Origin of the sequence: Ramlibacter sp. PS4R-6, assembly GCF_037572775.1 — a bacterium.
Classification (GTDB): Bacteria; Pseudomonadota; Gammaproteobacteria; order Burkholderiales; family Burkholderiaceae_C; genus Ramlibacter.
In genome coordinates this window covers 3,523,352-3,537,384 of sequence record NZ_JBBHKA010000001.1, presented here as the reverse complement: position 1 = coordinate 3,537,384, position 14,033 = coordinate 3,523,352, and the positions used below count along the sequence as shown (strand labels likewise).

The following is a 14,033-nucleotide window of genomic DNA, read 5'->3' as shown; positions in this document are numbered from 1 at the left end:
CGCTTACTGCAGCGGCAGGCCCTGCTGCTCGAACGGCAGCTGCAGGCCGCGCAGGTCGCGCTTCGTCTCCACCATCACCAGCGGGCCCTCGTCGAGCTCGATGAGCGGCGGGCGCTCGCGCGGCACGTGCACGGGCTTGGGCTCGGCGGCCATCGCGGCCTGCACGGCAGCGACCTTTTCCGAATCCGAATTCACCCATTGCAGGCCGGAGCCTTCGGCCACCTGCGCGAGCTGGTCGACCGGCAGGTTGTAGGGCCTGGCTTTCGGCATCCCGCGGCTGGTAGCGGGAGCATGGACGGGCGCAGGGGCCGCGACGGGTGCCCGAACGGGCGCCTGTTCGCGCGCCTGTTCGGGCGCTGCGTGCTGCACCGGCGCTTCGTTCGTCGAGGTGGCTTCCTCGTCGGACACGAAGCCCGTCGGGTAGCGCGGGCGGCGCTCTTCCTGCGGCGGCGTCGCGCCCTCGTTGGAGGCGGCGACTTCCTCGCGCGGGCCGCGCTCGCGACGGTCGCGGCCATAGCGGTCGCGTGACCGGCGCTCACGGCGCTCTTCACCTTCGCCGCCTTCGCGCTGCTGCACCGGCGCTTCCGCGCCCATGCCCTCGAGCGGCTGCTGCTGCTCGTCGTTCGCGGCGGCGTCCTGCGGCTGCTGGTCGCGCGGGGCGCGCTCGCCCCGGCTGCGGTCGCGGTTGCGGTCGCGCCGGCCTTCGCCGCGCTCGCCACGATCGCCACGATCGCCGCGTTCCGCGCGCTGTTCGCCTTGCACCTCGCCCACCGCCTGTTGCGGCTCGCGCTGCTGCGGCTGGCGCTCGCGGTTGTCGCGCTGCTCACCGCGTTCGCCACGCTCGCCTCGCTCGCCTCGCTCGCGGCGCGGCTGCTCGCCGCCCCGTTCGCGCCGCTGCTGGTCGTCGCGGCCCCGCTGTTGCTGCTGGCCTTCGGCACCTTCGGCCGCCACGCGGTCGCGCCGCTGCTCGCCCTGGCGCTGGTCGCCGCGGTCGCCCCGGTCGCCGCGCTCGCCGCGACGGTTGCGGTCGCCCCGGCGGTTGCGGTCACCGCGGCCATCGCCGCGCTGCTCGCCACGCTGGCCGTCGCGCCGTTCTTCCTTCTTGGCTTGCTGCACTGGCTGGACGGGCGCGGGTGCCGGCGCCGGGCCGATGCCGAACAGGCCCTTGATCCACGCCGTGAAGCCGGTTTCGGCCGGCGCTGCGGGTGCGCGCGCCGGCGCGGGTGCGCGTGCGGCCACGGGAGCCTGCGGCTTCGCGGCTTGCGGCTGGCGCACCGGCGGCTCGGGCTTCGGCTCGGGCATGGGAGCCGGCGCATCGGGCAGCACGCCCTTGATGATGGGCTCCTGCTTGTTGGTGCGCTCGTGCGTGCGGCGCGTGACCTCGGTCGTTTCCTCGAAGTCCTCGGCCATGTGGTAGCTGGCCTGCAGGTTGTCCAGGCGTGCGTCGTCGTGCTTCAGGCGCTCGAGCTTGTAGTGCGGCGTCTCCAGCGTCTTGTTGGGCACCATGATCACGCCGATGCGCTGCTTGAGCTCGATCTTGGCGATCTCGGTGCGCTTCTCGTTCAGCAGGAACGAAGCGACTTCCACCGGCACCTGAACGTGCACGGCGGCGGTGCCGTCCTTCATCGACTCTTCCTGGATCACGCGCAGGATCTGCAGCGCGGAGCTTTCCGTGTCGCGGATGTGGCCGTGGCCGCCGCAGCGCGGGCAGGGGATGGACGCGCCTTCGGAGAGCGCCGGGCGCAGGCGCTGGCGGCTCATCTCCATCAGCCCGAACTTGCTGATCGTGCCGAACTGCACGCGCGCACGGTCCTGGCGCAGGGCGTCGCGCAGGCGGTTCTCCACCTCGCGGCGGTTGCGCGACTCTTCCATGTCGATGAAGTCGATGACGATCAGGCCGCCCAGGTCGCGCAGGCGCATCTGGCGGGCCACTTCGTCGGCGGCTTCGAGGTTGGTGCGCGTGGCCGTCTCCTCGATGTCGCCGCCCTTGATGGCGCGGGCGGAGTTGACGTCGATGGACACCAGCGCTTCGGTGTGGTCGATCACCACGACGCCGCCGGAGGGCAGCTTCACCTCGCGGGCGTACGCCGATTCGATCTGGTGCTCGATCTGGAAGCGCGAGAACAGCGGGGCATCGTCGCGGTAGCGCTTCACCTTCGCCGCATGCTCGGGCATGACGTGCGACATGAACTGGTGCGCCTGGTCGAAGATGTCGTCCGTGTCGATCAGGATGTCGCCGATGTCGTGGTTGAAGTAATCCCGGATGCAGCGGATCACCAGCGACGACTCCTGGTAGATCAGGAACGCGCCCTTGCCGCCCTTGGCCGCGCCGTCGATGGCGGTCCACAGCTTGAGCAGGTAGTTCAGGTCCCACTGGAGTTCGGCGGCGCTGCGGCCGATGCCGGCCGTGCGCGCGATGATGGACATGCCGTTGGGGTACTCCAACTGGTCCATGTTCTCCTTGAGCTCGGCCCGGTCGTCGCCCTCGATGCGGCGGCTCACGCCGCCGCCGCGCGGGTTGTTCGGCATGAGCACGACGTAGCGGCCGGCCAGCGAGATGAACGTGGTGAGGGCCGCGCCCTTGTTGCCGCGCTCTTCCTTCTCGACCTGGACGACGATCTCCTGGCCTTCCTTGATCACGTCGTTGATCCGGGCCTGCGAGGGCGGCGTGTTGCCCTGGAAGTAGGTCTTGGAGATTTCCTTGAATGGCAGGAAGCCGTGGCGGTCCTCGCCGTAGTCGACGAAACAGGCTTCCAGCGACGGCTCGACGCGCGTGACGACGGCCTTGTAGATGTTGCCCTTGCGCTGTTCGCGCCCTTCGATCTCGATCTCGTAGTCGAGGAGCTTCTGCCCGTCGACGATGGCCAGCCGGCGCTCTTCGGCCTGCGTGGCGTTAATGAGCATGCGTTTCATGCGTCACCTTCTTCTCAATACATCAACAGCCCCATGGCGGGGCAACGATGCCGGACGGACGCTTCGAAACGACGGGAACTGCCGCGGGGGCGCTTACGCGAGCGGTGGGCTCGAACGCAGGCGCCAGGGCACGTGGATGGGGGCGAGAGGGACGAAACGCGGCCGCGCGGCGGGAAGCGCTGCGACGGCGGGGCGTGTCAGGGGGTAGCCCGGGTTCCATGCGGCGGCCTTCGGCGGGCTCGTGAGCCACTGCCAGCAGGCCATGATGAAAGCCAGGAGCACGTTGTTCTCGCTTCGATCCGCCCGCGAGCTTTCACTTCTCGCGGGTTGGTATTCCGTATCGGTGTCTCGAAATGTCGGCCATGGCCGCGACCCCACGATTGACGTGATTGCCACGGCGGCATCGACCTCCGGCTGCTCCCGGGCTGCAGGCGTGGACTAAACTCCAAACCAAATCAACCACTTACGGCGCAAAGCCAGTGAAACGCATTATAGGCGCACCGGCCGAGGCTGCCAACGCGCAGGTGAAATGGCTGGAAGTGGGGGAGGAGTCCGCCGGCCAGCGCCTGGACAACTACCTCATCCGCCAGCTCAAGGGCGTGCCCAAGACGCATGTCTACCGGATCATCCGCAGCGGCGAGGTGCGGGTGAACAAGGGGCGGGCGGGCGCCGACACCCGGGTGGCAGAGGGCGACGTCGTTCGCCTGCCGCCCGTGCGCGTATCCGAGCCGAAAGCCAGGCCCGCCCCTGCGCGCCACTTCCCGGTGCTGTTCGAGGACGAGCACCTCATCGCGATCGACAAGCCAGCCGGCGTGGCCGTGCACGGCGGCAGCGGCGTGAGCTTCGGCGTGATCGAGCAATTGCGCCAGGCGCGGCCCACGGCGAAGCTGCTGGAACTGGTGCACCGGCTCGACCGCGAGACTTCGGGCCTGCTGCTGGTCGCGAAGAAGCGCTCGGCCCTCACGAAGCTGCAGGACCAGTTCCGCGAGCGCGAGACGGGCAAGACCTACCTGGCGCTCGTCGTGGGCAAGTACCCGGCGAACAAGAAGGTGATCGACCTGCCGCTGCACAAGTACCTGCAGGCCGACGGCGAGCGGCGCGTGAAGGTGGTGGCCAAGGACGACCCCGACGGCATGCGGGCGATCACGCTGGTGAAGGTGGCGCGCAAGTTCGAGGCGTTCACACTGCTGGAGGTGACGATCAAGACCGGCCGCACGCACCAGATTCGGGTGCACCTCGCGGCGGCGGGCCACCCGATCGCCGGCGACGACAAGTACGGGGACTTCGACCTCAACAAGCAGCTCGCGAAAGAAGGCCTCAAGCGCATGTTCCTGCACGCGTGGCGGTTACAGTTCACGCATCCCGCGAGCGGCGAGCGCGTCGAGCTGACGGCGCCGCCGCCCCCCGAGCTCGAGAAGTTCCTTGCGAATGTCCCCTAGGCCGCGCCGCTTCGACCTGATCGCCTTCGATTGGGACGGCACGCTGTTCGATTCCACGAAGATCATCGTGCGCTGCATCCAGCGCGCCGTGGCCGACGTCGGCGGCACTGTGCCCGGCGACCGCGAGGCGGCTTACGTGATCGGCATGGGCCTGATGGAAGCGCTGGCGCACGCTGCTCCCGACGTGCCGCAGGACAAATACCCCGAGCTCGGGGCGCGTTACCGGCACCACTATTACGCGCACCAGGACGACCTGGTGCTGTTCGACGGCGTGTTGCCCATGCTGGGCGAGCTGAAGCGGCGGCACCACTGGCTGGCGGTGGCGACGGGAAAGTCGCGGCGCGGCCTGGACGAGGCGCTGCGGTCGTCGCAGTTGCACGGCGTGTTCGACGGATCGCGCACCGCGGACGAGACCGCTGGCAAGCCGCACCCGCGCATGCTCCACGAGCTGATGCGGGAGTTCGGCACCGAACCTGACCGGACCCTGATGATCGGCGACACCACGCACGACCTGCAGATGGCGGTCAACGCGGGCTGCGCGGCGGTGGGGGTGAGCTACGGCGCGCACGAGCCGTCGGAGTTCGATGCCCTCCAGCCCGTGTTCGTGGCGCATTCGGTGGGTGACCTGCATCGCTGGCTCGCGGAGAACGCATGAGCGACGCGCGCGAAATCCCCTTGTGCAATTCCACCGAGCTCGTGGACGGCGGCATCGCCGTCCCCTTCGACGTCGTTTACGGCGGCCAGACCTGCCGCGCCTTCGCGGTGCGTTACGAAGGCACGGTCCATGCGTACCTCAACCGGTGCTCGCACGTCGCCATGGAACTGGATTGGCAACCCAACCAGTTCTTCGACGACAGCGGGCGCTGGCTGCTGTGCGGCACGCACGGCGCGGTTTACGAGCCGGACTCGGGCAAGTGCGCGGGCGGACCGTGCCGCGGCGGCCTGGTGAAGATCGCGCTGTCGGAGCGCGACGGCGTGGTGCACTGGCATACTGACCACAACCTCCAACCCGTGGAGTTCTGAGAGCTAGGACATGGACGACTACACGACCGGCAACCCGCCGCCCGAAGCGCCGCCGCCGACAGCGGCGCCCGTCACCGCTGCCTCGGCGCCGGCCGGCTGGGAGCGCGCGACCTTCGAGCGCCTGATGTTCGCCACGCTCGCCGAACAGCGCGCCGCTCGCCGCTGGAAGACGATCCGCAGCCTGGCCTGGCTGGCGTTCTTCGCGATCCTGCTGTGGACGCTGACCCACCGCAGCACGCCCAGCGCCGACAAGACTGCCGCGCACACCGCGGTGGTCGAGATCAAGGGCGAGATCGCGTCCGGCGCCGATGCGAGCGCCGAGTCGGTGGTCGCCGCGATGCGCAGTGCAATGGAGGATTCCGGCGCGCAAGGCATCGTGCTGCTGATCAACTCGCCCGGCGGCAGCCCGGTGCAGGCGGGGATCATCAACGACGAGATCAAGCGCCTGAAGGCCAAGTACAAGAAGCCGGTCTACGCCGTGGTGGAGGAATCGTGCGCGTCCGCCGCGTATTACATCGCCGCGGCGACCGACCGCATCTTCGTCGACAAGGCCAGCATCGTCGGCAGCATCGGCGTGCTGATGGACGGCTTCGGTTTCACCGGCCTCATGGAAAAGCTCGGCGTGGAGCGCCGCCTGCTCACCGCCGGCGAGAACAAGGGCTTCCTCGACCCGTTCAGCCCGCAGACCGACAAGCAGCGCGAATTCGCGCAGCAGATGCTCAACCAGGTGCACAAGCAGTTCATCGACGCGGTGAAGGCCGGCCGGGGCAAGCGCCTGAAGGAAACGCCGGAGCTCTTCAGCGGCCTGTTCTGGACCGGCCAGCAGGCCGTGGACCTGGGCCTGGCCGACCAGCTGGGCAACCTCGACTTCGTCGCGCGCGAAGTGGTCAAGGCCGAGGAGCTGGTCGACTACACGCGCCGCGACAACGTGGCCGAACGCCTCGCGAAGAAGTTCGGTGCGGCGATGGGCGAGGGCGCCGTGCGCGCCTTGCGCGCGCTACCGGCGGTGCACTAACGCCCGATGGCGAAGACCGCGGGGATGTCCGCGGTGACCGGCACCGCGCGTTGGCGCCAATCCGCGACGGGCGCGCTTGCGATCACCGGCTCGGCAAGCGTCAAGCCGCTGGCGACAGCGACCCGCGTGCGCGGGTTCAGCGATTCGCACAGGCTTTGCCACAGCGCCGGGTTGCGGTAAGGCGTCTCGATGAACAGCTGCGTCTGGCCGCTCTTGACCGCAAGCGCTTCGAGCTCGCGCAAGCGCTTCGCGCGCTCGCCGCTGTCCTGTGGCACGTAGCCGACGAACGCGAAGTTCTGGCCGTTCAATCCGCTCGCCGCGAGCGCGAGCAGCACCGACGCCGGTCCCACCAGCGGGACCACTGCGACGCCGAGTTCGTGCGCCGCGCGCACCACCGACGATCCCGGGTCCGCAACGGCCGGCATGCCGGCTTCGCTGAGCAAGCCGATGTCGTTGCCCTGCAGGGCGGCCGCGAGCAGCGGCTTCGCATCGAAGCCCGGGTCGTGATCGCCCTTCTTGTGGACCTCGCGCGGGAGCTCCGTGATCTGCTGTTCGCGCAGCGGCGCAGCGAGCGCCTGCAGCTCACCGACGCGCTTGAGGTAGGCGCGCGCCGTTTTCGCGTTCTCGCAGATCCAGTGCGTGAGGGATGCGGCCCGCGCAATCGTGCCCGCGGGGAGCACGTCGGGCAGCGGCGCCTGCTGCGCGCACCCGAAATCGAGCGGCGCGGGGACGAGGAAGAGGCGGCCGCGCGGCGCGGTCACAGCAACCGCACCCCGGCGGCGCGCAGCATGCGGCAGGTGCGGATCAGCGGCAGGCCGACGAGGGCGCTCGGGTCGTCGTTGTCGATCTGCTCGAGCAGCGCGATGCCCAGCCCTTCGCTGCGTGCGCTGCCGGCGCAGTCGTAGGGCTTCTCGGCCTGCAGGTAGGCCTCGATCTCCGCATCGGTGAGGTCGCGGAACGTGACGCGCACCGGCGCCAGGTCGACCTGCTCGAAACCCGTTGCCGCGCACACCACGGCCACCGCCGTCTGGAACACCACCACGCGGCCGCGCATGCGCCGCAGTTGCTCGACCGCGCGCTCGTGCGTGCCGGGCTTGCCCAGCGGTTCGCCGTCGAGGTCGGCGACCTGGTCGGAGCCGATCACGGCGGCATCGGGGTTCTTGCGCGCCACCGCGCGTGCCTTCTCGATGGCCAGGCGCCACGCGATGTCGCGCGGCGTCTCGCCCGGGCGCGGCGTCTCGTCGACCGCCGGCAGGTCCACGTCGAACGGCACTTTCAGGCGCGACAGCAACTCGCGGCGGTACGGCGAGCTCGAGCCCAGCACGATGCGGCGCGACGTGGATGAGGTCTCCGGCATGCCGCGATTCTCTTACACTGACCGTCATGGCCAAGACGTTCAGCCCGAAGCGCCTCGACGTGAAATCTTTCGCGGAAGAAGGCGCCACGATCACGGGACAGGAACCCCTGCGCGGCCACGAGCGGCTCCTCGCGGAAACGCACGGCCGCGGGGCGGAGACGCCGGTGACGTGGAGCGCCACCGGCGAGGTGCGCAACCCGCTCCACGTCGCGCCCGAGGTCTGGCTGCACCTGAAGGCGGGTACGCAGCTGTCGCTCACCTGCCAGCGCTGCCTGGGCCCCGTGGAGGTGCCCGTGGCGGTGGAGCGCTCCTTCCGCTTCGTGGCCGACGAGCAGACCGCCGCGGCGCAGGACGACGAGTCGGAGGAGGACGTGCTGGCGCTCACCGCCTCGCTCGACCTGACCGGGCTGGTCGAGGACGAACTCCTGATGGAAATGCCGCTGGCCCCGCGCCACGAGACCTGCCCGCCGGTTCACCTGGTCGTGGAGGACGAGGGCTTCGAGGGCTCGTCGGCCCGCCACGAGAACCCCTTCGCCGTGCTGGGGCAGCTGAAGGGCCCCAAGACGGGCGGATGAGCGCCGCGGGGCCGATCCGCCGCCTTCGGCTATAATCGCAGGCTTCGCGCGTGAAGGGCCCCGGCCCCGCGCCTTCCACCGTATTCACCGCCTCGCGCCATGCGCGGGGCCACCAGACCAGGAGCCCACCATGGCCGTCCAGCAGAACAAGAAGTCGCCGTCCAAGCGCGGCATGCACCGCTCGCACAACGCGCTGACGGTGCCCGGCATCGCCATCGAGCCCACCACGGGCGAGACGCACCTGCGCCACCACGTGAGCCCCAGCGGCTTCTACCGTGGCCGCAAGGTCGTCAAGACCAAGAACGACGCCTGAGCTTCGGCCACCAGGCGATGAAGAGGCCCGCCGCGCGCGGGCCTTTGTTTTGGTTTTCCCGCAAGCGGTACAGTCCAGTTTCATGACGACGACACTTGCCGTCGATTGCATGGGGGGCGACCACGGCCCGGGCGTCACGCTCGCGGCTTGCCGGCACTTCCTCGATCGCGAACCCGATGCGCAGCTGCTGCTCGTCGGCCGTCCCGACGCGCTGTCGGCGTGGAACCATCCGCGCGGCCGCGTGGTCGCCGCGGCCGAAGTGGTGGCCATGGACGACCCGGTCGAGGTCGCGCTGCGCAAGAAGAAGGATTCGTCGATGCGCATCGCCATCCAGCAGGTCAAGGATGGCAGCGCGCAGGCCGCGGTCTCCGCGGGCAACACCGGCGCGCTGATGGCGCTGGCGCGCTACCTGCTCAAGACCGTCGAAGGCATCGACCGCCCGGCCATCGCCTACCCGCTGCCCAACGCCAAGGGCGGCGCCACCACGGTGCTGGACCTCGGCGCCAACGTCGATTGCACCGAGCAGCACCTGCTGCAGTTCGCCGTGATGGGATCGGCCCTGGTGTCGGCGCTCAAGCACGTCGATGCGCCTTCCGTCGGGCTCCTGAACATCGGCGAGGAAGTGATCAAGGGCAGCGAGGTGATCAAGCGCGCGGGCGAGCTGCTGCGCTCCGCGGCCGCCAGCGGCGACCTCAATTTCCACGGCAACGTGGAAGGCAACGACATCTTCAAGGGCACGACGGACATCGTGGTGTGCGATGGCTTCGTGGGCAACGTGGCCCTGAAGACCAGCGAGGGCCTCGCGTCGATGATCGGCGGCTTCCTGAAGGAGGAGTTCTCGCGCAACCCCCTGACCAAGTTGGCGGCGCTCGTCGCGCTGCCGGTGCTCACGGCCTTCAAGAACCGCGTCGACTACCGCCGCTACAACGGCGCCGCGCTGCTGGGCCTGCGCGGCCTGGTGTTCAAGAGCCACGGCTCCGCCGATGCCTTCGCCTTCGAACAGGCGCTGGTGCGCGCGTATGATGCGGCCCGGAACAACCTGCTCGAGCGCGTCCAGGCCCGTATCGCCCACGCGCGTCCGCTGCTCGCCGCCGGCGACGGCGACGCCCAATCCGCCGACGCCGCCCTAGTCCCATGAACCGATACTCCCGCATCACCGGCACCGGCAGCTACCTGCCGCCGCGCCGCGTGACGAACGACGACCTCGCGGCGCAGCTCGCGGCCAAGGGCATCGAGACCTCCGACCAGTGGATCATCGAGCGCACCGGTATCCGCGCCCGCCACTTCGCCGACGAAGGCGTCAACACCAGCGACCTCGGCGCGCATGCCGCGCGCCACGCGCTGGAGGCGGCGGGCCTGAAGCCCGAACAGATCGACCTGATCATCGTCGCGACGTCCACGCCGGACATGATCTTCCCCTCGGCCGCCTGCATCATGCAGAACAAGCTGGGCATCGCGGGCTGCGCGGCTTTCGACGTGCAGGCCGTGTGCAGCGGCTTCGTCTACGCGCTGACGGTGGCCGATTCGATGATCCGAACCGGGGCCGCCAGCAAGGCGCTCGTGGTGGGCGCCGAAGTGTTCTCGCGCATCCTCGACTTCAACGACCGCACGACCTGCGTGCTGTTCGGCGACGGCGCCGGCGCCGTGGTGCTCGAAGCTTCCGACACGCCGGGCATCCTCGCGAGCGACCTGCATGCCGACGGCAAGCACGTGGGCATCCTGTGCGTGCCCGGCACCGTCTCGGGCGGGCAGGTGCTCGGCGACCCGCTGCTCAAGATGGACGGGCAGGCGGTGTTCAAGCTCGCCGTGGGCGTGCTCGAGGACGCCGCGCGCGCCACGCTCGCCAAGGCCGGCCGCACCGACGCCGACATCGACTGGCTCATCCCGCACCAGGCCAACATCCGCATCATGCAAGGCACGGCCAAGAAGCTGAAACTGCCCCTGGCCAAGCTGGTCGTCACGGTGGACGAGCACGGCAACACGTCGGCGGCCTCCATCCCGCTGGCACTGGACGCCGCGGTGCGCAGCGGCAAGGTGAAGAAGGGCGATACGCTGATGCTCGAAGGCGTCGGCGGCGGCTTCACCTGGGGCGCGGTCCTCCTCGATTTCTAGAAGAACACCATGAAACCGTTCGCATTTGTCTTTCCCGGGCAGGGATCGCAGTCGGTCGGCATGCTCGACGCATGGGGCGGCCATCCGGAGGTCGCGGCGACCCTGCGCGAAGCTTCCGACGCACTCGGCGAGGACGTCGGCCGCCTGATCAAGGAAGGCCCGAAGGAGTCGCTGGCACTCACCACCAACACGCAGCCCGTGATGCTGGTCGCGGGCGTCGCGGCCTTCCGAGTCTGGAAGGCCGAGGGCGGCGCCGACCCGGCGGTGATGGCGGGCCACTCGCTGGGCGAGTACTCCGCGCTGGTGTGCGCCGGGGCGCTGGCGCTGGCCGATGCCGCGCCGCTTGTGCGCTTCCGCGCCCGCGCCATGCAGGAAGCCGTGCCCGTGGGGACCGGCGCGATGGCCGCCATCCTCGGCCTCGATCCGCAGAAGGTGATCGAGGGCTGCGCCGAGGCGCAGCGCCAGTCCTCGGGCGAAGTGGTCGAGGCCGTGAACTTCAACGACCCCGCTCAGACCGTCATCGCCGGCAGCAAGGCCGGCGTCGACAAGGCCTGCGAGCTGCTGAAGGCCATGGGCGCGAAGCGCGCGTTGCCACTGCCCGTGTCCGCCCCGTTCCATTCCAGCCTGATGAAGCCCGCCGCCGAAAAGCTGAAGGTGAAGCTGGCCGAGACGACATTCGCGTCCCCGCGCATCCCGGTGGTGAACAACATCGAGGTGAAGGCGGAATCCGATCCCGACCGCATCCGCGCCGCCCTGTACGAGCAGGCCTTCGGCCCGGTGCGCTGGGTCGAGTGCGTGCAGGCGATCAAGTCGCGCGGCGTCACGACGATCGTCGAGTGCGGCCCCGGCAAGGTGCTGGCCGGCATGGCCAAGCGCATCGACGCCGAACTCACCGGCATGGCGATGTTCGACCCGGCGACGCTCGCCGAGGCGAAAGGGGCGCTCGCATGAACACCAAATTCGAAGGGCAGGTGGCCCTGGTCACCGGCGCCTCGCGCGGCATCGGCGCGGCGATCGCGCACGAACTCGCCCAACGCGGCATGAAGGTCATCGGCACGGCGACCTCCGCCGACGGCGCGGCCAGGGTCACGCAGGCGCTCGCCGCCTTCGCGGGCAGCAAGGGCGCGGTCCTTGACGTGAACGATGCCCAGGCCGCCGAAGCCCTGGTCGACTCCGTCGTCAAGGAGCACGGGGCCCTGCAGGTCCTGGTGAACAACGCCGGCATCACGCGCGACATGCTCGCCATGCGCCTGAAGGACGAGGACTGGGACGCGGTGCTGGACACCAACCTCAAGGCTGTCTTCCGGATGAGCCGCGCCGTGATGCGCACGATGATGAAGCAGCGCTATGGCCGCATCGTGAACATCACGTCGGTCGTCGGCGCATCCGGCAACCCCGGGCAGGCCAATTACGCCGCCGCCAAGGCAGGCGTTGCCGGCATGACCCGCGCGCTGGCCCGGGAGCTGGGAAGCCGCGGCATCACGGTCAATTGCATCGCCCCCGGCTTCATCGAGACGGACATGACGTCCGCCCTGCCGGAAGAGCAGCAGAAGGCATTGCTGGGCCAGATCCCGCTGGGCCACCTGGGCAAGCCCGCCGACATTGCCCAGGCCGTTGCCTTTGTGGCTTCGCCCCAGGCGGGCTACATCACCGGCCAGGAAATCCACGTCAACGGCGGCATGTTCATGGCCTGAGCGGCCGGGTGGCCGGCCTACGGGGCCGGCCACCCGCCAAAAGCTAGAATTGCCGATTCATTCACAACCCGCCAGAGGGAACCCAATGAGCGATATCGAAGCACGTGTCAAGAAAATCATCGCCGAGCAGCTCGGCGTGGAGGAGTCCCAGGTCACCAACGAAAAGTCCTTCGTGGCCGACCTCGGCGCCGACTCCCTCGACACCGTGGAACTCGTGATGGCGCTCGAGGACGAGTTCGGCATCGAGATCCCGGACGAGGACGCCGAGAAGATCACGACGGTGCAGAACGCCATCGATTACGCCAACGCCCACCAGAAGGCCTGATCCCGCTCATGGTTCGCCGCCGCGTCGTCGTCACGGGACTGGGCTGCGTGAGCCCGGTGGGCAACACCGTCGCCGAGAGCTGGTCCAACCTGCTCGCCGGCAAGCCGGGCATCGACTTCATCACGCAGTTCGACGCGGCCAACTTCGCCTGCAAGTTCGCCGGCGAGGTCAAGGGCTTCAACGTCGCCGACTACATTCCCGAGAAGGAAGCGCGCCACATGGACCGCTTCATCCACCTCGGGCTGGCGGCCTCGTTCCAGGCCGTGGCCGACAGCGGCCTGCCGACGGGCGACGCGCTCAAGCCCGAGCTGGCGGAGCGCATCGGCTGCAACGTGGGCGCGGGCATCGGCGGCCTGCCGATGATCGAAGAGACCCACGCCGAACTCGTGAACCGCGGCCCGCGCCGCATCTCCCCCTTCTTCGTGCCCGCCTCGATCATCAACATGATCTCGGGGCACGTGTCGATCAAGTACGGCTTCAAGGGCCCGAACCTGTCCGTGGTCACGGCCTGCACGACCGGCCTGCACGCGATCGGGCTGGGCGCGCGCCTCATCGAATGCGGCGACGCCGACGTGATGGTGGCGGGCGGCGCCGAATCGACCGTCTCGCCTTTGGGCATCGGCGGCTTCGCCGCGGCGCGCGCGCTCTCGACGCGCAATGACGACCCCAAGACGGCCTCCCGCCCCTGGGACAAGGACCGCGACGGCTTCGTGCTGGGCGAAGGCGGCGGCGTGATGGTGCTCGAGGAGCTCGAGCACGCCAAGGCCCGCGGCGCGAAGATCTACGCGGAGCTCGTCGGCTTCGGCATGAGCGGCGATGCGTACCACATGACCGCCCCCGACGTCGACGGCCCGCGCCGCTCGATGGTCAACGCCATGCGCAACGCCGGTGTCAACCCGGACCAGGTCCACTACCTCAACGCGCATGGCACCTCCACGCCGCTGGGCGACATCAACGAGACCAACGCCATCAAGGCGGCCTTCGGCGCCGACGCGGCGAAGAAGCTCGTGGTGAATTCCACGAAGTCCATGACGGGCCACCTGCTGGGCGGCGCGGGCGGCATCGAGTCGGTGTTCACGGTGCTCGCCGTCCACCACCAGAAGAGCCCGCCCACCATCAACATCTTCAACCAGGACCCGGAGTGCGACCTGGACTACTGCGCCAACACCGCGCGGGACGTGAAGATCGACTACGCGCTCAAGAACAACTTCGGCTTCGGCGGCACCAACGGCACGCTGGTGTTCAAGCGCTTCCAGTAAGCCTTCGA

General features: G+C 69.3%; 15 protein-coding genes. 12 read left to right on the top strand and 3 right to left on the bottom strand.

Translation table 11 applies throughout. The features are described from left to right. Positions 1-3 precede the first annotated feature (3 nt). On the bottom strand, positions 4-2,913 hold the full coding sequence (locus WG903_RS17630) for an Rne/Rng family ribonuclease (protein ID WP_340077847.1): 2,910 nt from the start codon (positions 2,911-2,913) through the stop codon (positions 4-6). A gap of 479 nt (positions 2,914-3,392) precedes the next feature. On the opposite strand from WG903_RS17630, the gene WG903_RS17625 reads away from it, so the two are divergent. The 4 genes from WG903_RS17625 to WG903_RS17610 are packed head-to-tail and all read left to right on the top strand — an operon-like array spanning position 3,393 to position 6,390. Further along, positions 3,393-4,352, top strand: a complete 960-nt coding sequence (locus WG903_RS17625; RefSeq protein ID WP_340077845.1) for an RluA family pseudouridine synthase — start codon at positions 3,393-3,395, stop codon at positions 4,350-4,352. Then, entirely contained in the window at positions 4,342-5,007 is a 666-nt protein-coding gene (locus WG903_RS17620) for an HAD family hydrolase (RefSeq protein WP_340077843.1), read from the top strand. The genes WG903_RS17625 and WG903_RS17620 overlap by 11 nt, the downstream gene beginning before the upstream one ends. After that, on the top strand, positions 5,004-5,375 hold the full coding sequence (locus WG903_RS17615) for a Rieske (2Fe-2S) protein (RefSeq protein WP_340077841.1): 372 nt from the start codon (positions 5,004-5,006) through the stop codon (positions 5,373-5,375). Before WG903_RS17620 ends, WG903_RS17615 begins: the two co-directional genes overlap by 4 nt. Positions 5,376-5,385: 10 nt before the next feature. After that, entirely contained in the window at positions 5,386-6,390 is a 1,005-nt protein-coding gene (locus WG903_RS17610) for a S49 family peptidase (protein ID WP_340077839.1), read from the top strand. Here WG903_RS17610 and WG903_RS17605 read toward each other — a convergent pair. Both WG903_RS17605 and WG903_RS17600 read right to left on the bottom strand, forming a co-directional pair. Then, complete coding sequence (locus WG903_RS17605) at positions 6,387-7,151, bottom strand: SAM-dependent methyltransferase (RefSeq protein WP_340077837.1); 765 nt, start codon at positions 7,149-7,151, stop codon at positions 6,387-6,389. The genes WG903_RS17610 and WG903_RS17605 overlap by 4 nt on opposite strands. Then, positions 7,148-7,747: a Maf family nucleotide pyrophosphatase gene (locus WG903_RS17600; RefSeq protein ID WP_340077835.1), complete on the bottom strand. Its 600-nt coding sequence runs from the start codon at positions 7,745-7,747 to the stop codon at positions 7,148-7,150. The genes WG903_RS17605 and WG903_RS17600 overlap by 4 nt, the downstream gene beginning before the upstream one ends. Positions 7,748-7,773: 26 nt before the next feature. Between WG903_RS17600 and WG903_RS17595 the strand changes: the two genes are divergently transcribed. The 8 genes from WG903_RS17595 to fabF all read left to right on the top strand — a co-directional run bounded on the left by WG903_RS17595 (position 7,774) and on the right by fabF (position 14,025). Next, a complete protein-coding gene (locus tag WG903_RS17595) occupies positions 7,774-8,322 on the top strand; it encodes a YceD family protein (protein WP_340077833.1) in 549 nt (182 codons plus the stop codon). 130 nt (positions 8,323-8,452) lie between these two features. Next, positions 8,453-8,635 (top strand): 50S ribosomal protein L32, encoded by a 183-nt coding sequence (gene rpmF / locus WG903_RS17590; protein ID WP_340077831.1) that lies wholly within the window; start codon positions 8,453-8,455, stop codon positions 8,633-8,635. An 82-nt stretch (positions 8,636-8,717) separates the two neighbouring features. After that, complete coding sequence (plsX, locus tag WG903_RS17585) at positions 8,718-9,773, top strand: phosphate acyltransferase PlsX (protein WP_340077829.1); 1,056 nt, start codon at positions 8,718-8,720, stop codon at positions 9,771-9,773. Further along, positions 9,770-10,747, top strand: coding sequence for a beta-ketoacyl-ACP synthase III (locus WG903_RS17580; protein WP_340077827.1), 978 nt, complete (start codon positions 9,770-9,772; stop codon positions 10,745-10,747). The genes plsX and WG903_RS17580 overlap by 4 nt, the downstream gene beginning before the upstream one ends. Before the next feature lie 9 nt (positions 10,748-10,756). Next, positions 10,757-11,698 carry an ACP S-malonyltransferase gene (fabD, locus tag WG903_RS17575; protein WP_340077825.1) on the top strand — a complete coding sequence of 314 codons (942 nt, stop codon included), beginning with the start codon at positions 10,757-10,759 and terminating at the stop codon, positions 11,696-11,698. Next, positions 11,695-12,441 (top strand): 3-oxoacyl-ACP reductase FabG, encoded by a 747-nt coding sequence (fabG, locus tag WG903_RS17570; protein ID WP_340077823.1) that lies wholly within the window; start codon positions 11,695-11,697, stop codon positions 12,439-12,441. Before fabD ends, fabG begins: the two co-directional genes overlap by 4 nt. Positions 12,442-12,526: 85 nt before the next feature. Beyond that, complete coding sequence (acpP, locus tag WG903_RS17565) at positions 12,527-12,766, top strand: acyl carrier protein (RefSeq protein WP_201677100.1); 240 nt, start codon at positions 12,527-12,529, stop codon at positions 12,764-12,766. A gap of 8 nt (positions 12,767-12,774) precedes the next feature. After that, positions 12,775-14,025, top strand: a complete 1,251-nt coding sequence (gene fabF / locus WG903_RS17560) for a beta-ketoacyl-ACP synthase II (protein ID WP_340077814.1) — start codon at positions 12,775-12,777, stop codon at positions 14,023-14,025. Positions 14,026-14,033 lie beyond the last annotated feature (8 nt).

Coding starts and splice junctions, on each gene's coding strand:
- WG903_RS17630 (WP_340077847.1), bottom strand. CDS start 2,913: ATGAAACGCATGCTCATTAACGCCACGCAGGCCGAAGAGCGCCGGCTG.
- WG903_RS17620 (WP_340077843.1), top strand. CDS start 4,342: ATGTCCCCTAGGCCGCGCCGCTTCGACCTGATCGCCTTCGATTGGGAC.
- WG903_RS17615 (WP_340077841.1), top strand. CDS start 5,004: ATGAGCGACGCGCGCGAAATCCCCTTGTGCAATTCCACCGAGCTCGTG.
- WG903_RS17610 (WP_340077839.1), top strand. CDS start 5,386: ATGGACGACTACACGACCGGCAACCCGCCGCCCGAAGCGCCGCCGCCG.
- WG903_RS17600 (WP_340077835.1), bottom strand. CDS start 7,747: ATGCCGGAGACCTCATCCACGTCGCGCCGCATCGTGCTGGGCTCGAGC.
- WG903_RS17595 (WP_340077833.1), top strand. CDS start 7,774: ATGGCCAAGACGTTCAGCCCGAAGCGCCTCGACGTGAAATCTTTCGCG.
- rpmF (WP_340077831.1), top strand. CDS start 8,453: ATGGCCGTCCAGCAGAACAAGAAGTCGCCGTCCAAGCGCGGCATGCAC.
- plsX (WP_340077829.1), top strand. CDS start 8,718: ATGACGACGACACTTGCCGTCGATTGCATGGGGGGCGACCACGGCCCG.
- WG903_RS17580 (WP_340077827.1), top strand. CDS start 9,770: ATGAACCGATACTCCCGCATCACCGGCACCGGCAGCTACCTGCCGCCG.
- fabD (WP_340077825.1), top strand. CDS start 10,757: ATGAAACCGTTCGCATTTGTCTTTCCCGGGCAGGGATCGCAGTCGGTC.
- fabG (WP_340077823.1), top strand. CDS start 11,695: ATGAACACCAAATTCGAAGGGCAGGTGGCCCTGGTCACCGGCGCCTCG.
- acpP (WP_201677100.1), top strand. CDS start 12,527: ATGAGCGATATCGAAGCACGTGTCAAGAAAATCATCGCCGAGCAGCTC.
- fabF (WP_340077814.1), top strand. CDS start 12,775: ATGGTTCGCCGCCGCGTCGTCGTCACGGGACTGGGCTGCGTGAGCCCG.